This window comes from Alteromonas sp. CH_MED4-4 (genome assembly GCF_037029575.1).
GTDB classification, from domain to species: Bacteria; Pseudomonadota; Gammaproteobacteria; order Enterobacterales; family Alteromonadaceae; genus Alteromonas; species Alteromonas macleodii.
On the sequence record NZ_JAYMEU010000006.1, the window covers coordinates 142299 to 159679 of the forward strand.

Genomic DNA, 17381 nt, shown 5'->3' on the forward strand with positions numbered 1-17381 from the left:
TTATCAATTTAACAATTAATTTTCTTTGTTACGCAATTGATAAACGTAGAAGCTTGCTATATCATTATCAGGGTAAACGTTTAACCCTATTTGATGTTGCGCATTAGAGCGTAGCAGGCTAATTCAGAGAGAGTGATTATGGGAACCCCTTTCGACCCTACCAACGATCCACATCGCCGTTACAACCCTTTGTTGGGTGAGTGGGTGTTAGTGTCGCCTCACAGAGCGAAGCGCCCTTGGCAGGGAGCCTCAGAAGAGCCAAACAACGAACAAAAGCCATCTTACGACTCTACGTGTTATTTATGTCCAACAAACACCCGCGTGAATGGTGAAGTTAACCCTGATTACAAAGGTACGTTTGTTTTTCAAAACGATTTTGCTGCCCTTAAGCAAGATACAGAACAAGCCAGTGAGAAAAAGGGGCTGTTTCAGTTCGAAACTGAGCAAGGCTGCAGTCGTGTTATTTGTTTTTCCCCTGATCACAGCAAAACGTTACCTGAGCTTTCCGATGAAGAACGCGTAGACGTAGTCAACACGTGGAAAGCACAAACCGCTGAACTTGGTGAAACCTATCGCTGGGTACAAGTTTTTGAAAACAAAGGCTCAATGATGGGGTGTTCAAATCCTCACCCTCATGGTCAAGTATGGGCGCAGCAGCATGTGCCTACCGACCCAGCGAAAAAAGTCGTGCAGCTACAGCAATACTTTGGTGATAACGGCACGCCTATGCTGTTGGACTATGCCGAACAAGAAGTAGCGAAGCAAGAGCGAGTCGTGTGTCAAAATGATGATTGGGTTGTAGTTGTACCATACTGGGCCGCTTGGCCTTTTGAGACGCTACTGTTACCCAGATTTGACGTGCAATCTATGCACATGCTCTCGGATTCTCAGTCGCTATCTCTTGCTAAGATCATTGGCGAAATTACAGCGAAGTACGACAACTTATTTGAAACGTCTTTCCCATACTCTATGGGATGGCACAGTGCCCCATTTGATAGTGAAGCGCACCCTGAATGGACGCTACATGCGCATTTCTTCCCACCACTTCTGCGCTCAGCAAGTGTACGCAAGTTTATGGTTGGGTACGAAATGATGGCAGAGGCACAGCGAGATTTGACCCCTGAACAAGCGGCAGACAGATTAAAAGCACTATCCACAGTGCACTATAAGAAACGTGAGAATGCGAATGGATAATCAAGTACTTTCTTCTAATTTTGAAACGCATTACGGCGAGGCGCCAGCGTTAATCGCACATGCGCCGGGTCGAGTGAACATTATTGGTGAGCACACCGATTATAACGAAGGGTTCGTATTTCCGGCTGCAATCAACTTTGGAACGTGGGTTGCGGCAACAAAGCGCGCAGATAACGACATCGTGGTTACCGCGATGGACTACGAAAATCAGCAAAACCAGTTCTCGTTGTCAGACATTAACTATGACGAAGAACAAGGGTGGGCAAACTATGTTCGCGGCGTAGTGAAAGTACTTAAAGAGGCCATTCCAGATTTTGGCGGCGCTAACTTATTGGTTACGGGCAATGTGCCACAAGGCGCTGGGTTAAGCTCTTCGGCATCTTTTGAAGTGGCTATATTAAAAGCGTTAAGCGCGCTGTATGAGTTGCCCCTCGATGGCGTACAGGCTGCACTGTTAGGGCAGAAAGCCGAGAATACGTTCGTAGGCTGCTCATGCGGAATTATGGATCAGTTAATCTCTGCTATGGGTAATGAAGGCATGGCAATGCTGCTTGATTGCCAGTCGCTAGCCATTGAGCATTCACCACTACCAGACTCGCATCAAATCGTTATCATCAATTCGAATGTTAAACGTGGTTTGGTTGACAGTGAATACAACTTGCGTCGTCAGCAGTGTGAACAAGGCGCGTCGTTATTGGGTGTGTCATCGTTACGCGAAGCAACTATGGAAATGTTAGAAGGCGCTAAAGCACATATGCCAGAGGTGGTTTATCGCCGCGCGAAGCATATTGTTACCGAAAACGCTAGAACACTGGCAGCAAGCCAAGCCTTAAAAGCTGGCGACATCGAAACGGTTAGTGAAGCCATGGCGCAATCTCACATCTCCATGCGTGATGACTTTGAAATTACCGTTCGCCCAATCGATTACTTGGTTGAGATCATTGGTGAAGTGCTGGGTAAATCGGGTGGTGTTCGCATGACTGGCGGTGGATTCGGCGGCTGCGTAGTGGCCCTTGTACCTACCGACAAAGTTGAAGCGGTGAAGCAAGTCGTGGCCGACAAGTACTCTGATGAAACAGGGTACAGTGCTGATATTTATGTGTGTACGGCTACACAGGGCGCGTTCGCCTAATTATCGATTTAAATACAGCCTTTATGCACAAACCTCTCCCCTTTCTAAACAATCCTATTCTTTAGAATTGTTTGTGTCCCTTAAGCCGCATCCATTGGTTGCGGCTTTTTTTTTACAAAAAGTGCACATTTCTAGTTAAAAAAAGTAAACAAAGTGTGATACTAATACTACCCGCAATAACGCGATAAGTTTAACGGTGAGTTTTTCACCCATTTATGATTTATTGTGCTTTGCGAAACGCGTTTTAATAACGTGACACTGGTGTGGCAACAACCAATATAATAATAAAAACAATTTTTCACCTGTGTACCCTGCATAACAATCGCCGCACCCAAAATAAGAACTTTGGGAAAAACTATGAAATTAGCATCAATAGATATCACGTTGTTCGTGGTATACGTCGTCGCGCTTGTCGGAATTGCGTGGTGGGTTTCTCGCGAAAAGCAGGGTCATCAAAAAGATACAAATGATTACTTTCTAGCGGGCTCAAGCTTGCCATGGTGGGCAATTGGCGCATCACTCATCGCTGCCAATATCTCTGCCGAACAAATCATCGGCATGTCGGGGTCAGGTTACCAGTTGGGGCTTGCCATTGCGTCTTATGAGTGGATGGCCGCCATTACGCTGCTTATTGTCGGCAAGTTCTTCTTACCTATCTTTCTTAAGCATAAAATTTACACCATGCCTCAATTTCTTGAGCAGCGATATGATCATCGCGTTCGCAAGGTAATGGCAATATTCTGGCTAGGTGTTTATGTTTTTGTAAACCTAACTGCTGTGCTGTGGTTAGGTGCATTGGCCATCAATACCATCGCGGGTGTTGATATGGTTTACGGCATGATGTTCTTAGGCCTTTTCTCGTTAACCTATTCACTTTACGGCGGCTTGAAAGCGGTAGCACTCACCGACATTATTCAAGTCGTGTTGTTGGTTATTGGTGGCTTGTTCCTGTCGTATACGGCGTTAAACCTAATCAGCGACGGCAATGGTGCCATCCAAGGTTTTGTTGACCTTACTAACAAGCTCCCTGAGAAATTCGACATGATATTGTCAGAAGACAACCCGCACTATATGGACTTGCCGGGCATTTCTGTATTGATTGGCGGTATGTGGATCATGAACCTATCGTATTGGGGCTTTAACCAGTACATCATTCAGCGCACGTTGGCGGCAAAGAGCGTTCAAGAAGCGCAAAAAGGTATTGCGTTTGCGGCTTTCCTAAAACTGCTAATGCCGCTAATTGTGGTATTGCCAGGGATTGCAGCAGTGCTAATTGTGCCAGACTTAGCTAAACCGGACCAAGCATACCCAAGCCTAATGACGCTGATGCCTGTTGGCCTTAAAGGTATTATCTTCGCAGCCTTGGTGGCGGCGATTGTGTCCTCGCTAGCGTCGATGACAAATAGCGTTTCTACTATTTTTACCATGGACCTTTATAAAGATAAGCGTCCAAACGAGTCGCAGCAGCATTATGTGAAAGTGGGTCGTATCGTTAGCTTGGTCGCGCTAATCATTGCTATGGTGGTGGCCAAGCCGCTGTTGGGTAATTTCGATCAAGCATTCCAGTATATCCAGGAATTCACGGGCTTCTTTACACCAGGTATCTGCGCATTGTTCGTTTTAGGTATGTTCTGGAAGAAAACCACAGCAAACGGTGGTCTGTTGGCCGCATTAGGCTCATTTGTTTTAAGCATTGTATTTAGACAATTCTGGCCTGAACTGCCGTTTATTGACCGTGTTGGTCTTGTGTTCCTGCTTTGTGTCGCTTTAGCTGTGGTTGTCTCTTTGCTAGAGAAAAAAGGTGTCAGTGAAAACGCTGTCGACCTAAACGAAGTGCAGTTCAAAACCACAAGCGGATTTAATGTAGCATCTATCGCTGTAGTTATCCTTACAGCAGCGTTTTACATTACGTGGTGGTAGCAGACAAGGAAGGGCGTTTTTAATCGCAACGCCCTTGCTAAAATTAGCTAAAAACAACGCGAAAGTTCAGAAGACGCTGACAATAAATTTTGTTAAGTTCTAGAACGTGTTGCAGTTAGTAACGTAAACCTGTGGTGAAAAACTTCAATTTTCCCTCATAAAATACGGTATACTAACCGGCTAATATTCGATGAACTTTCGCGCTTGCTGATGTCTTACTAAGAAGAGTTATACAGCAAGCCACTAAAAACGTTACAGGAGACATCAATGGCAACGAAAGGCGTTAATAAGGTTATTCTTGTTGGAAACCTTGGCAATGATCCTGAAGTTAGATACATGCCTAACGGAAACGCCGTTGCGAACTTAAGCCTAGCAACTAGCGAAAGCTGGAAAGACCAACAGGGTCAGGTTCAAGAGCGCACTGAGTGGCACCGCCTTACAATGTACCGTCGCTTAGCAGAAATTGCCGGAGAGTACCTGAAAAAGGGCTCGCAAATTTATGTTGAAGGTAAATTGCAGACGCGTAAGTGGCAAGATCAGCAAGGCCAAGATAAATACACCACTGAAATTATCGTAGACCAAATGCAAATGCTTGGCGGTCGCGGCGGTGAAGGCGGTGGCGGTAACGGTGGTTACCAACGTCCTCAGAACAACCAAGGTGGTTACAACCAGGCGCCTGCACAAGGCGGTTATAACCAAGCGCCACAGCAAGGTGGTGGTCAGCAGGGCGGCTACAACTCAAACCAAGGTGGTGGCTACAATCAAGCGCCTCAGGGTGGCAATCAAGGTCAGCCAAAGAACCCACCAATGGCTGAGCCAGATTTTGACTTCGACGATGACATTCCGTTCTAAGCAAAAACAGTTCACGTGTTGAAAATATTCTAAGAGCCGCTTTAATAGCGGCTCTTTTTTTAAGCTAAGTTCGCCCAATTATGAGATTGGTGCCCGCCATTCTTCCCCCGATTACCTTAAAATAATTTCATCATATTCCCATTGTTGTTTTCCCATAAACGCGATGAGTGAGCTTTAAGAATTACGTGTAAAAGGTTGGGTTTTTGCAGTGTCAGTAGTAGTAACCTTGGTGGCTTTTGTTTTGTTGTGTCTTAAAAGCAGCGTGCTGTTTGCGCAAACAGACGGCGAATGTGAAGGGGAAAGCTGCGCCTCCAAAAAGCCTACAGTAGTATGGTTGCGACCACCCGAGCTTGGAATTGAAGGCAGTGGTGTCAGTATCACTTCAGGGCCCATCTATGATGTCATGGCGTACCTCTCTACACACCTGCATAACTATGAACACCAATTTGAAGCTTATCCGGTTAAACGCGCATGGTCGTTGGTACAGCATCAACAATCCGCACAAAAAGTGTATTGTTTTTATGGCGCCGCTTACCAAGAAGAACGCGCTGAGTGGGGATATTACTCCCAGCCAACCTCTATAAACTTACCGCTACTCATTGTTGCAAGAAAAGCGCTTCAGCCTTCATTGAAAAATGAATTAGATACCGCGCAGTCTCAGCCAACGCAGGGATATTTTGAGTCCATTTCTTTACGCGCTCTGCTTCAGCAAAATTTGAGAACGGTACTCTACAACGATGTGAATAACGTATACGCCGATACTGTTGAGCAATGGGCTACAAAAAACAATGTGGTTCGTTTAAATGGGTTAGGCAAAGACTTAGGCATGCACACCATAGCCCTACTGGAAAGTGGAAGAATAGACTTTGGCTATGTAGGGCACCGCGAGCTTTCAGCATTACCAGAAGAAGAACTCGATGCGCTTAATGTTTATCAAATCAGTGAACTGTCACAGCAGCTAAGAGGAACAAAGCGCTTACTGTGTTCTAAGAGTGAGCTAGGACAAGCGGTAACGAGTGATCTAGACAGCGCGCTAACTCACATTACATCCACGCCTATGAAAAGCCAAACCTTAAGAGACATTAACTTTGTGGCAGATGGATACCCTTTATTTCTTAAACCGCTTTTTGATGAAAGGTGGAAGCAATACCTTTCAAATTAAAGGCTTTCAAGGTGTTACGTTTTACCATTACTTTCATGACAATTCATGCTTAAAGCGCCCTGTTTTATTACCGCCCCTTATTCTTCTTAATCAACAATAATAATAGTGTTTGGCTTGTGCGATACCCGTGACGAGGTATTATGAATTTGCCTGTTAATAACGAGAAAATTACCCAAATTATGAAAACGTTATCCCTACTTTTTGGCGGTGCTGTTCTGGCTTCAGCGACCGCGGCCATATCTCCTTCGGTATCAGCTGCTCAAACGCTTTATAAGCCGTTTCCAGCCGACGTAATGCCATCGTTAAGTGACAAAGGTAACTATGATGTTGGCGTAAAGACAATCGAAGCGGCTTATCCTGTTAAAGTAAAAGACATTGCTGGTAATGAAGTCGAGCGATCACTTACTTTGGAGGTTTGGTATCCTGCAGCAAGCTCGGCTCAAAAGGCCACGTACATTAATGAAACAAGAAGTGGTCAGGTGTTTGAGGTACAAGCTGATGCAAGCCGTGATGCGCCTATAGCCGCTGCTGACACTGATTTTCCGGTAATAGTTATCTCTCATGGTTATACCGGTTACCGCACCCTTATGTTTTATTTAGGCGAACACCTCGCGTCTCACGGTTATGTAGTAGCGGCAATCGACCACACAGATTCCACAAACAAAGATGTTAATTTTGCAGAAAATCCGTATTCAGGTTTTCCAAGTACGTTATTAAATCGTTCACGAGACCAAGTTCTTACATTGAACAGCATCAGCGAAAATACCTTTTTTAAAGAGAGTGTGGATGCAAGCAAAGCGGGAGTGATTGGCTATTCAATGGGGGGCTACGGCGCAGTTAGCACGGTAGGAGGATGCTATGCTTTTAACGACCAAACCGCCGCAACCTTCACTGGTACACAAGATCCTAAAACGGCGGCGTTAATTAAAGAAGCGCTTAACACCTGCGCAGGTGGCAAGGCCAGTAGCGAAGAAGCATTACCAGCCTGGAAAGCGGCGCTAGCACTTGCGCCATGGGGCGGGCAACATCAGCTATTTGATGTGCAATCGCTAAACAATATTAAAGTTCCTGTTCTTTATGTTGCTGGGGATAACGACGATATTTCTGGCTACGACGGTATAAAGTGGTTATTCGATAATACCGGCAGTAAAGAATCTAAGTTACTAACCATCAAGAATGCACGCCACAATGTTGCACCTCACCCTGCACCTAAAGAAGCTTATGGCAGTGAATTTGATTTGGGAAGTTACATTGAGCCAGCATGGGAAGTGCAAAAGCTTAATGCCATTAACGAGCATTTTGCGCTTGCGCTTATGAACTGCCATGTGAAAGGTTTAAAAGATGATTGTGAATACCTGAACGTGAGTGGCAGTAGTGCCCAAGTACCCGTAGATGGCAAAAAGCCAGAGCCTTGGAAAGGGTTTGACGATCGCTGGGCGTTAGGCTTGGAGATGCAAAGCAAGTAAGCACCACAAAAAAGCGAGCAGCGGCGTAACACCGCTTAGCTCGCTTTAGCTTCTAGCTTTCGAGTCGAGTCTTCAGCTCTATACCGCTTTAACGGTATAAATTAGTGCAGTTTGCGGGAACAATACCGGCAGCTGCATGCCGTATTTCATCAATACTTCACCTGAGAATACTTGGCCATCAGTTTGTTGCAAAATAGACGGGGTGTATTCTTTTAGCTTTTCAGGCCATACACGCTCAATGGTGTATTGTTTATTAGCATCAAGACCTGCAAAGTAGAAGCGGTTTGGCGTAGTGCGAACAGTTTCCAAAACGCTGTTATATGCAAAAATACCTTCTTGCTTGTCTTTAGATACATAACCAAATTTTACGTTCATGCCGTCATCGTCCATGCGGAATAGATCGCCGCCGTGGGTGATATGACGATACTTTTTGTAAAGTGAAATAGCATCAGTAAGCACGCTTTGCTCGTGGTCAGTAAGTTCACGTGGGTCCATCTCTATACCCATATGGCCAAACAAGGCTACTGCCGAACGTATCTCAATAGGTAAGTGTCTACCCGTTATATGGCAGTCGCGCGGGCCAACGTGTGCGCCCATTACTTCAGCCGGGAAGAAATAAGAACAACCACGCTGAATATACAAACGGTCTAGTGCGTCGTTAGAATCCGACGTCCAGAAACGATCTGTGTGTGGCAAAATACCTAAATCTACACGGCCGCCGCCTGAACAACAGCTTTCTATCTCAATGCCTGGCTTAGCTGCCTTGACGCGGTCTATTAAGCTGTAAAGCGCAGCCATTTGACCATGCATCGCAGGTTTACCGTGAAGGTTGCCGGGGTGGTTTACGTCGCGGTTCATGTCCCATTTGATGTAGCTGATTTTGGGGTACGCCTTCAGTACATCAGTAATCACTTTGTAAAGGTACTCAACCACTTCGGGGTTGGTTAAATCCAATACGTACTGATTTCTGAAAGGGACGTGGGGGTTATCCTCGGTTTGCAGCGCCCACTCAGGATGTGCGCGGTACAGGTCACTGTCGGGGTTTACCATCTCTGGCTCAAACCAAATACCGAATTCCATGCCAAGGCCAGTAACATGGTCAATGAGCCCGTCTAGTCCTTCAGGGTAGATAGCTTCATCAACAAACCAGTCGCCAAGCCCAGCCTTGTCGTTTCTGCGCCCTTTAAACCAACCATCATCTAACACAAAGCGCTCAATGCCCAGTGGTGCAACTTTATCGGCTAAGGCTTTAAGTTCATCTTCGTTATGATCGAAATAAATACCTTCCCAGGTGTTGTAGTGCACCGGGCGAGGCTTCGATTCAGCACTGTGGTTTAGCACGTTGCTGCGAATGAAGTTATGGAACTGTTGTGATAGCGAAGAGAAACCTTCACAGCCATAGCCTGTGTAAAGCACGGGGGATGTATAGCTTTCGCCAGCGTTAAGTACCACTTCACCTGGAAATAATAACTCACCAAACTGCACATAGCTTCTGCCATCAGCCATTAGCTCAGCGCGAAGCTTGTGGTTTGCAGAAGCGCCAAGGTGATAACCATAGCACTCACCGTTAAGTTCACCCGTGCCTTGAGGAAATGCAATCAGGCCAGGGAAGGTGTCGTGAGATGTTTTGCCTCGGCGATTTTCACGTACATAACTTCCAAAGAAGAGGTCGTGATCTTTGGTTTGAAACTCTGCTGACCAGCGGCCTTCAAATGTTTTAATTTTGCTTACGGAAGTAGGCAAGGGCAGGCTAGCGGCATTCAAATAGCCTAAATTGAGCGGTGTTTCGCCACTGTTTTCGAGACGAGAAACGTATTTTACTACGCTCGTTTTGTTATCGAGCTCAACAGTTGTGATAAGACGCATACCGCGGCGAGCGTCTTCGCTTACGAAAGCAACAGACTGTGCATCTTCATTTATTTCGGTCAGGCTAAAGCCTGCTGACCACTGGTCGGCATCGCCCGACACTTCAAGACCTGGCTGACCCGTCCAGCCGTCACCGTGAGTCGGTACCAACGTAATCGGCGGTTCAATTACGGGTGCGCATTTGGCTTCTTGACGGGTGTTTAAAACGCTCAGCATTTCTGGTGTTGTACTGTCACTTAATGGCGCACCATAGTAAATGACTTTGGGCATACGACCCTGGCAGTCGAATATTAATGTGGCTTTCTCGTTCGACAAACGAACGAATGATGTGAGTGACGACATAAAAACCTCATTTTACATGCCTAGATGTTTATAGCGCATGTTGTTAAAAGAAAAGATGACTGAAAAGTACAGAAGGAACATCCGTACGGTTTTATGATTTTACAACGGTTTATCGAGCTTAATACCTGCTTTCTTGCACGGTCGTCGAGTGATTAAATCTGTTTCAATCACGCTTACAGAGTCTTCTCCCTGCTTTCATCTACTTCACAGCGTGTGGCGGAACAAAAGTACGCAACAAACCGTACTTTTGCTCCGCCACAACCGTAGTAATCCTAGTTATCTGAACCAGCCAATATATGGCTGACCTTATTAGCCGTGTGCTTCTTCGCTCTCTATCAAACGACCACGCCATTCTGCCTTTTGCTTAAATACAACCCGATTTAAGACAAGGGCGAGGGCAATACAGCAAACCAATGTGACCAACATCAGGTGAATGTAGTGCAGGCCGAAAGGAGCGTGCACAAAGCTAAAGAAAGCGTATAGACCCACACCAAAGACAACTGCCGCTATTCCCGCGTTGGCGTTTACGTTATTAAATAGTAATCCAACAATAAAGATGGAAAGAATAGGCATACTTAACAACCCGAAAAGTTGTTGAAGCAAGTTGATGATGCTTTCTGCTTGCGCGTACACAGGAACCATAACTAGCGATACAATAGTAAGCGCCGCGGTCACAAAGCCGCTTAAGCGTGCAACGTTTGGCTTCTTCTGAAAATACGCCTCGTGTATATCGCAAACATAAAGTGCAGTCGCAGAGTTGAGGTTACTGTTGTAAGTAGTGAGTACTGCGGCAGCGAGGGCCGCTGCAAATACACCTGATAGCCAGCTAGGTAAAACATCACCTACCAACGTACCGTAAGCGGCATCGTTGATATCGCCGTACAGCTTATACGAAATGATACCTGGAACTACGATAATGGTAGGAACAACGATAAAGCGGATGATCGCTGCAGCGTATACGCCTTTCTGTGCTTCCTTTAAATTAGGTGCAGCCATGGCGCGCTGGGTGATTACCTGATTCGTACTCCAGTAGAAAGTCTGGATAAACACCATACCGGTTAATAACGTGTGCCATGGTAGAGGTGAATCATTATCGCCAATTAGGGTTAAGCGTTCGGCAGGTATGCCCGAGAAATCAAAATCGATTGCGAATAGTGCAAGAACGACAACAACAATCGCCATAGTCAAAAGCAATACGCCAGAATAGGTATCTGAAACTGCAACCGCGCGAAGCCCACCAAAGATAGCGTAGAAGGCACCAATCAATGCAAAAGCGGTGGCAACATACATAAGTGGAATGTCTACATTGAACATGTTAATCATGAAAAGCGAGCCGGTGTAGATTACGGCAGGCATGAAAATAAGGCTGCTACCTAGGAAGAAAAGAAGACCTATTAGTGCTCTTATATGCTTGTTGTTATAGCGCATTTCCAGCAATTCGGTGGTTGTGGTGCACTGATAATGATAATAGACGGGAAGAAAAACTCGCGCGAGAATGATAAGGCCCGCCACTGCGGCAAATTCCCACCACGCAAGCAGTGCCATTTGGTTACCGTTCATCCCTACAAGTTGATCGGTACTTAAATTAGTTAACGTTATTGAGCCCGCGACGTATATCCATGTTAGTCCGCCGCCAGCTAAGAAATATTCTTTGTTTTCGTTGGCTTTACTATGCCCATGACCGCGACACTTTAAATAGGTAAGAAGCCCGATAAGTGCGGTGATGAAAATAAAAACGACAAGTTGGGTTAAGCTGCCTGACACGAAAAACTCCTCAGCAGAATAAAGACAAAAGGGGGCAACAGCGCCCCCTTGATAGACTAGTTGTTATTAGAAGCTAGCACGAACACCAACAGCGTAACGAGCACCGTCAGCAACTTGTTGAACGAAATGTTCTGATAAGCGACCGCGACGCGTTAGCTCTTCGTCAGTAATGTTAATGCCTTCGAAGAATACCGTAAGAGACTCAGTTACATCGTAACTTACACTCATATCAACTTGGGTGTAAGTCTCAGTGAAACGAGGCTCGGTACCACCAAGAGTACTTACCGCTTCTTGCATAAAGGTTTCACGATTGTTCAGTGCAACACGCGCTTGGAACGCATCTTTTTCGTAGAACAATGTAATGTTTTGTGAGTTTCCTAAACCTGGTAGGCTAAATTCTGCATCTGAGTTAACGATAGTAGCATTAGCTTGGATACCGAAGCCGCTTTCAAGCGTGTGCAACCAAGCAAGCTCTAAACCTTCAACTTCAAGCGTATCGCCGTTACGAGGGCGCAGAACGCTAAATACATACTCGCCACTTTCTAAGAAAAGAGACTCATCAGCAACATCACCTGCAATGAAGTCTTCCACTTCTTTGTTAAAGGCTGCAGCTGAGAAGTAGCTAGTATCGTCGTAGTACCATTCTAAAGATACATCCCAGCTGGTGGCTTTATATGGCTTAAGTTCAGTGTTACCCGCTTGTGCTTGCAAGTTACCCGGACGGCTCACAGTAACATTAAATACAGGCACTAAGTCATCCATCATTGGACGCGTTAGCGTTTCAGAAAACGCATAACGTAGGTATAAATCGTCAGTTAACTGTAGCTTAACATTTAAGTTAGGAAGCAGCGAAGAGTAGCTGTTTTTCTCGTTAACCGGCGCACCTACTTCTGTTTCATAAACTACATTAAGGTCTGACGGATCGTTAGGGATTGGCTGAAGATCTCTTACAATCTGACTTGTCCCGTCTACTGAAGTGTCAGTTTCGCTGTAGCGGAAGCCAAAATTCACATCAAGTGGCATCTCTGAGATTTCAGTAGTGAAGTAGAATTGTGCGTACGCACTTAATACTTCTTCGCTCACTACGAATGAGTCATTGCTTGGCTGTGGGTTGCCGATATTTGTTGCATCAATCGCTGCGCGAACGTCGTCAAACGATTCACCTGTAGCGTCTGCAATTTGCTGTACTGCTGCATCAGATGTTGCGTAGTCAAAGAACGCTTCAGGGTCATAAGTTAGCCACTGATTAGGCACACCGCCGAAGTAGTTTTGTGCAGTAAATACACTTAGAAGCTCGTCAGGAAGATCGAATGTGTAGCCGCAATAAATGTCACAACCAGAAGCGAACAAGCGAGTATTAGATTTTTCACGATCTTGGAAATAGATACCGAAATCTGCTTTGTAGAACGCATTGTCTGAATCAGGTACCCAAGAGAAGTCTGCACGGTACTCACTGATGGTATCTTCCGTGTCAAAACCGTTGCGCTCATTGTAGTGCATACGACCTAGTGAAGGTGTTTGTAAAGCGGCATCACCACCGGCAACAGTCAATGATGGAGTAGCACCTGTGAAATCTACACTGTATTCATTGTTATAACCCACAACAGTGAAGAAGTTGTCACCGCCACTGCTGTCTTCGGCAGTTGAAGTTGAGATATCAATGTTTGCAGTTAAGTTGTCGTTTACTAACCACTCAAAGTTTGCACCGAAAGCCTGGATTTCAACATCTCGGCCGTAGCGGCGGCGAATAAAGTCAGTCGCACCACCAACACCGTCTACAACGGTGCTTGTTACACCTGATAGGCTACCGTTGTCAGTGAAAGACATGTTGTCGAGGTTGCTATCAGAGAACCAGTGGCCAACACTGTGTGCGTCTGAGTCAACTTCAAATTTAGAGTAAAGACCATCTAAAGTAAGCGTCATGTCATCGTTAGGAGCATACTGAACAACAAGGTTACCAGATGTTCTTTCACGATCGACTAAATCAACGATTTGGTCAAAGTTCTGCGGAATGTACACACCGTTGAACTGGGCATTGTCAGCGTAATCAGGGTTATCTAGCTCAGAACGATTGGTTAGGCTTACTTCAGGACGCCAGTAGCGCGTTTCTAGCATGTTTGTTTGTAGCTTACGCTGTTGGAACGATGCAGCAGCTAACACACCTAGTTTACCATCCATAAAGGTATTGGTAATTAAGCCCGACATTTGTGGCGTTGTTTCTTCAGAAATGTCTTCGTACATGCCTTTTACACTTGCAACGGCCTTGAAGCCGTCAAATGCGAATGGGCGAGCAGTTGTGATTTCTACGGTTGAACCGATACCACCTTCTTGCATAGAAGCGAGAGGGCTCTTGTAAACTTTTGCACCGCTAATAAGTTCAGCTGGAAGCGTATCGAAACTAAAAGCACGACCTTGGTTTTCTGTAGCAATCTGGGCCGAAACCACGCACAGTAATAAATTGACCTTCACCACCTGAACGATCAATGGCAACACCAGTAATTCTTTGTAGTGATTCAGCTACGTTTTGGTCTGGAAATTTACCTAGGTCTTCAGCCGTAATACCGTCGTAAACAACATCAGATGCTTTCTTATCTAGCATTGATGCTTTCAGAGAGCTGGTAAAACCTTTAACTTCGATAACTTCCACTTCTTTATCAGTAGCAGTAGTTGCTTCCTGTGCCAGTGAAATAGGGGCATGTAGGGCAGAGGCGATAGCAACACCTAAAAGTGAGCGTTTCGCGATAGGGCCTAACTGTGATGTGTTAATTTTATGTGTCACTGTGTTTTCTCCGTGAGTAGGCTACGTTTTAACGTACTTTGCACTTAAATTACGTTTTTAGTATGTGCGGATCAAGCTTATTAACAATACTTTTACACATTTAACGTTATATTTTCGTGATTATTATTTGTAACTTTATGAAAAATATAGCGTTTCTGATTTAAGGTAAAAGGTGAAATGTTTACCTTGGATCCAATACTAGCACAAAATGACAATGTAATTACAATGTTATAAAAAATTTTTTTGTATAAAAAAAGTGCGGTCTATAGCCGCACTTTATTAACAATCAGAAAAATAAAGGAAAATTAGCTGCAGCGGATACGGTCGACGGCGGCTTTCCAACCATCATAGGCTTGATCACGTTCTTGCTTGGTCAATCTTGGAGTGAAAACGCTATCACTCTTCCAACAATGGGTTAAATCGTCGATTGAATTGAAGACACCAGCCTGTAATCCTGCTAAGAAGGCAGCACCAAGAGCGGTGGTTTCCGTAATCTCAGGGCGCTCTACTTCAGCGCCCAATATGTCTGAAAGAAAGCCCATAACCCAATCATTACGCGACATACCGCCATCTACACGAATAGTTGTGGGGCGAGCGCCATCGCTTTCCATTGCTTTTTGCAGGTCCTTAGTCTGGTAGCAAACAGACTGAAGTCCCGCAGCAACGATTTCGCTAATGCCTGTGTCGCGGGTTAAACCTAAAATTGCGCCACGGGCATCTGGATCCCAATAAGGTGCGCCTAAACCAGTAAATGCCGGGACAAGGAACACGCCGTTATCTTGTCTTGCTCGCTGTGCAAGTGCCTCCGATTCGGCGGCATCGTCGATAAGCTTCAGGCCATCTCTGAGCCATTGAACGGTTGCGCCGGCCATAAAAATACTGCCTTCAAGCGCATAAGTCGTTTTGCCGTTTAAACGATACCCAACGGTGGTGAGTAATCGGTTTTTCGATTGCAAAGGGGCGTCACCAGTGTTCAATATCATAAAACAGCCGGTACCGTAAGTGCTTTTGGCCATGCCTTTTTCAAAGCATGCTTGGCCTACTAATGCTGCTTGCTGGTCGCCTGCTACGCCTTGGATCGGAATAGCTCTGCCTATGATGTCTTCTTTCGTTACACCAAAGTCAGCCGCACAGTCCATCACCTCGGGTAGCATTGAGCGTGGGATATTGAATTTATCAAGTAACTTCTCATCCCAGCATTGGTTATTGATGTCGAACAGCATTGTACGCGAGGCATTGGTGGCATCAGTTTTGTGTGACTCACCACCCGTTAAGCGCCATATAAGGAACGTGTCTACGGTTCCAAACAGCAGCTCTCCGTCCTCGGCTTGCTGTCTTGCACCTTGTACATTGTCTAATATCCAAGCTACTTTAGTGGCAGAGAAATAAGGGTCTAATAGAAGCCCTGTCGATTCAGTAATGTGTGAAACGAGTTCTTCGTCTTCGCTTAAATCACGACAAAGCTGGGCTGTGCGTCTGTCTTGCCAAACGATTGCCGGGTAGACAGGCTCGCCAGTGTTTTTATTCCACACTAACGTTGTTTCGCGCTGGTTAGTGATACCAACGGCTGCGATATCTGATGGTGTTAATGAACATTTCTTGAAAACTTCTTTGAGGGTAGAGACAACGCTTTCCCAAATTTCCTCTGGATCATGCTCAACCCAGCCATCTTTCGGATATTTTTGAGAGAACTCCTGCTGTGCAATAGCGTCTATACTGCCCTTTGGAGAAAAAATGATGCTGCGAGAGCTTGTTGTACCTTGGTCAATGGCAAGGATATGTTGTCCCATAAGGTCACTCCTGAAGATAGTTTTCATAGAGTTTGCATCATTTACACAGGATTAACAATGCTATATTTTCGAAAACGAACATTGGCGTTTCGTTTTGTTATGGGAACATTGAAGTTAAGCACGTATAATTGGTGTAATTTTCTAATTCTGGGGACTCGCGATGAATCAAACGCAAAGACACGAAAAAATTGTTGGGCTTATAAAGCTACATGGTTTTATGTCCATTGATGATTTGGTCAGTGCATGCGAAGTTACGCCGCAAACAATCCGTCGAGACCTAAACCAGCTTGCTGAAAATGGTGTGGTGAGCCGCTATCATGGTGGTGCTGGCCTTAACAGAAGTTGGGAAAACACGCCATATCAGGAAAGGAAAACCCAAAACAGCGAAGTCAAAGAGAAAATTGCTGAAGCAGTGGCTGCAATGATCCCTGACGGCGCATCGTTGTTCATTAATATCGGTACGACGACGGAAATGATTGCAACTAAGTTGCTCAACCACAAAAATCTTCACGTGGTAACCAACAATATTCACGTTGCTACCATTCTTTCGGCTAAAGAGGATTTCTCCGTCATTATTGCTGCCGGTGAAGTTCGCTATCGCGATGGCGGAATCATTGGCGAGGCAACCTGCGATTTTATAAGCCAGTTCCGCATGGATTACGGCATTATCGGTATCAGTGGTATTAGTTCGGACGGTGCACTACTTGACTTTGATTTCAGAGAAGTGAAAGTGTCCCAAGCCATTTTGGAACATACTCAACACGTTATATTAGCTGCGGACTACAGTAAGTTTGAACGCCGCGCAATGGTGGAGCAGGGGCACATTTCACAGGTTGATTGCTTGGTTTGTGATAAAACGCCGCCGCCCAGCATAAGCAAGATAATCGAACAAAATAACATCACCTTTGTCAAAGCGTGACCATCTATTTACCATAGTTTTCCACTACTCTTAAACCTGTTCTCTGTTTTGGTCGCATTCTACTTTGTGGCAGTCTTCTTTAAATATTACGCACTGTTGCCGCAAACGCTCTTACACACCACGTATTTTTCAATGTAAATCAGTCAAATATTGTTGCGATTGGATTTGTTCATTCCTTTTAATTACGAATTTTAA

The 17381-nt window shown here is 45.3% G+C and carries 12 protein-coding genes; 7 read left to right on the forward strand and 5 right to left on the reverse strand.

Annotation, left to right across the window (positions count from 1 at the left end; translation table 11 throughout):
- The first annotated feature begins 138 nt into the window (after positions 1-138).
- The 6 genes from WA381_RS06450 (at position 139) to WA381_RS06475 (ending at position 7726) form a co-directional block, all read left to right on the forward strand.
- A complete protein-coding gene (locus tag WA381_RS06450; protein WP_014947878.1) occupies positions 139-1194 on the forward strand; it encodes a UDP-glucose--hexose-1-phosphate uridylyltransferase in 1056 nt (351 codons plus the stop codon).
- The gene (gene galK / locus WA381_RS06455) at positions 1187-2326 is read left to right on the forward strand and encodes a galactokinase (RefSeq protein ID WP_014947879.1); all 1140 of its coding nucleotides are present in this window, start codon (positions 1187-1189) and stop codon (positions 2324-2326) included. The genes WA381_RS06450 and galK overlap by 8 nt, the downstream gene beginning before the upstream one ends.
- A 357-nt stretch (positions 2327-2683) precedes the next feature.
- On the forward strand, positions 2684-4246 hold the full coding sequence (locus tag WA381_RS06460; RefSeq protein ID WP_014975374.1) for a sodium/sugar symporter: 1563 nt from the start codon (positions 2684-2686) through the stop codon (positions 4244-4246).
- A 267-nt stretch (positions 4247-4513) separates the two neighbouring features.
- The gene (locus WA381_RS06465; protein ID WP_014947881.1) at positions 4514-5098 is read left to right on the forward strand and encodes a single-stranded DNA-binding protein; all 585 of its coding nucleotides are present in this window, start codon (positions 4514-4516) and stop codon (positions 5096-5098) included.
- A gap of 208 nt (positions 5099-5306) precedes the next feature.
- On the forward strand, positions 5307-6260 hold the full coding sequence (locus WA381_RS06470) for a hypothetical protein (RefSeq protein WP_156085759.1): 954 nt from the start codon (positions 5307-5309) through the stop codon (positions 6258-6260).
- A 140-nt stretch (positions 6261-6400) separates the two neighbouring features.
- Positions 6401-7726 (forward strand): alpha/beta hydrolase family protein, encoded by a 1326-nt coding sequence (locus tag WA381_RS06475; RefSeq protein ID WP_014947883.1) that lies wholly within the window; start codon positions 6401-6403, stop codon positions 7724-7726.
- A 78-nt stretch (positions 7727-7804) separates the two neighbouring features.
- Here WA381_RS06475 and WA381_RS06480 read toward each other — a convergent pair whose 3' ends face one another.
- The 5 genes from WA381_RS06480 to glpK form a co-directional block, all read right to left on the reverse strand.
- Entirely contained in the window at positions 7805-9934 is a 2130-nt protein-coding gene (locus tag WA381_RS06480) for an alpha-galactosidase (RefSeq protein WP_014947884.1), read from the reverse strand.
- Positions 9935-10243: 309 nt separating this feature from the next.
- Positions 10244-11698 carry an SLC5 family protein gene (locus WA381_RS06485; RefSeq protein WP_039217377.1) on the reverse strand — a complete coding sequence of 485 codons (1455 nt, stop codon included), beginning with the start codon at positions 11696-11698 and terminating at the stop codon, positions 10244-10246.
- A gap of 66 nt (positions 11699-11764) precedes the next feature.
- Positions 11765-14191 carry a TonB-dependent receptor gene (locus WA381_RS06490; RefSeq protein WP_336148486.1) on the reverse strand — a complete coding sequence of 809 codons (2427 nt, stop codon included), beginning with the start codon at positions 14189-14191 and terminating at the stop codon, positions 11765-11767.
- Positions 14097-14477, reverse strand: a complete 381-nt coding sequence (locus WA381_RS06495; protein WP_336148485.1) for a TonB-dependent receptor plug domain-containing protein — start codon at positions 14475-14477, stop codon at positions 14097-14099. The genes WA381_RS06490 and WA381_RS06495 overlap by 95 nt, the downstream gene beginning before the upstream one ends.
- A gap of 305 nt (positions 14478-14782) precedes the next feature.
- Positions 14783-16267 (reverse strand): glycerol kinase GlpK, encoded by a 1485-nt coding sequence (glpK, locus tag WA381_RS06500; RefSeq protein ID WP_156085760.1) that lies wholly within the window; start codon positions 16265-16267, stop codon positions 14783-14785.
- A gap of 160 nt (positions 16268-16427) precedes the next feature.
- Here glpK and WA381_RS06505 point away from each other — a divergent pair, with 160 nt between their 5' ends.
- On the forward strand, positions 16428-17186 hold the full coding sequence (locus WA381_RS06505) for a DeoR/GlpR family transcriptional regulator (protein ID WP_156085761.1): 759 nt from the start codon (positions 16428-16430) through the stop codon (positions 17184-17186).
- Positions 17187-17381: the final 195 nt, after the last annotated feature.

What these genes read in the sequence shown, in the direction of transcription:
- WA381_RS06450 (WP_014947878.1), top strand. Translation starts at nt 139, where the DNA reads ATGGGAACCCCTTTCGACCCTACCAACGATCCACATCGCCGTTACAAC.
- galK (WP_014947879.1), top strand. Translation starts at nt 1,187, where the DNA reads ATGGATAATCAAGTACTTTCTTCTAATTTTGAAACGCATTACGGCGAG.
- WA381_RS06460 (WP_014975374.1), top strand. Translation starts at nt 2,684, where the DNA reads ATGAAATTAGCATCAATAGATATCACGTTGTTCGTGGTATACGTCGTC.
- WA381_RS06465 (WP_014947881.1), top strand. Translation starts at nt 4,514, where the DNA reads ATGGCAACGAAAGGCGTTAATAAGGTTATTCTTGTTGGAAACCTTGGC.
- WA381_RS06475 (WP_014947883.1), top strand. Translation starts at nt 6,401, where the DNA reads ATGAATTTGCCTGTTAATAACGAGAAAATTACCCAAATTATGAAAACG.
- WA381_RS06480 (WP_014947884.1), bottom strand. Translation starts at nt 9,934, where the DNA reads ATGTCGTCACTCACATCATTCGTTCGTTTGTCGAACGAGAAAGCCACA.
- glpK (WP_156085760.1), bottom strand. Translation starts at nt 16,267, where the DNA reads ATGGGACAACATATCCTTGCCATTGACCAAGGTACAACAAGCTCTCGC.
- WA381_RS06505 (WP_156085761.1), top strand. Translation starts at nt 16,428, where the DNA reads ATGAATCAAACGCAAAGACACGAAAAAATTGTTGGGCTTATAAAGCTA.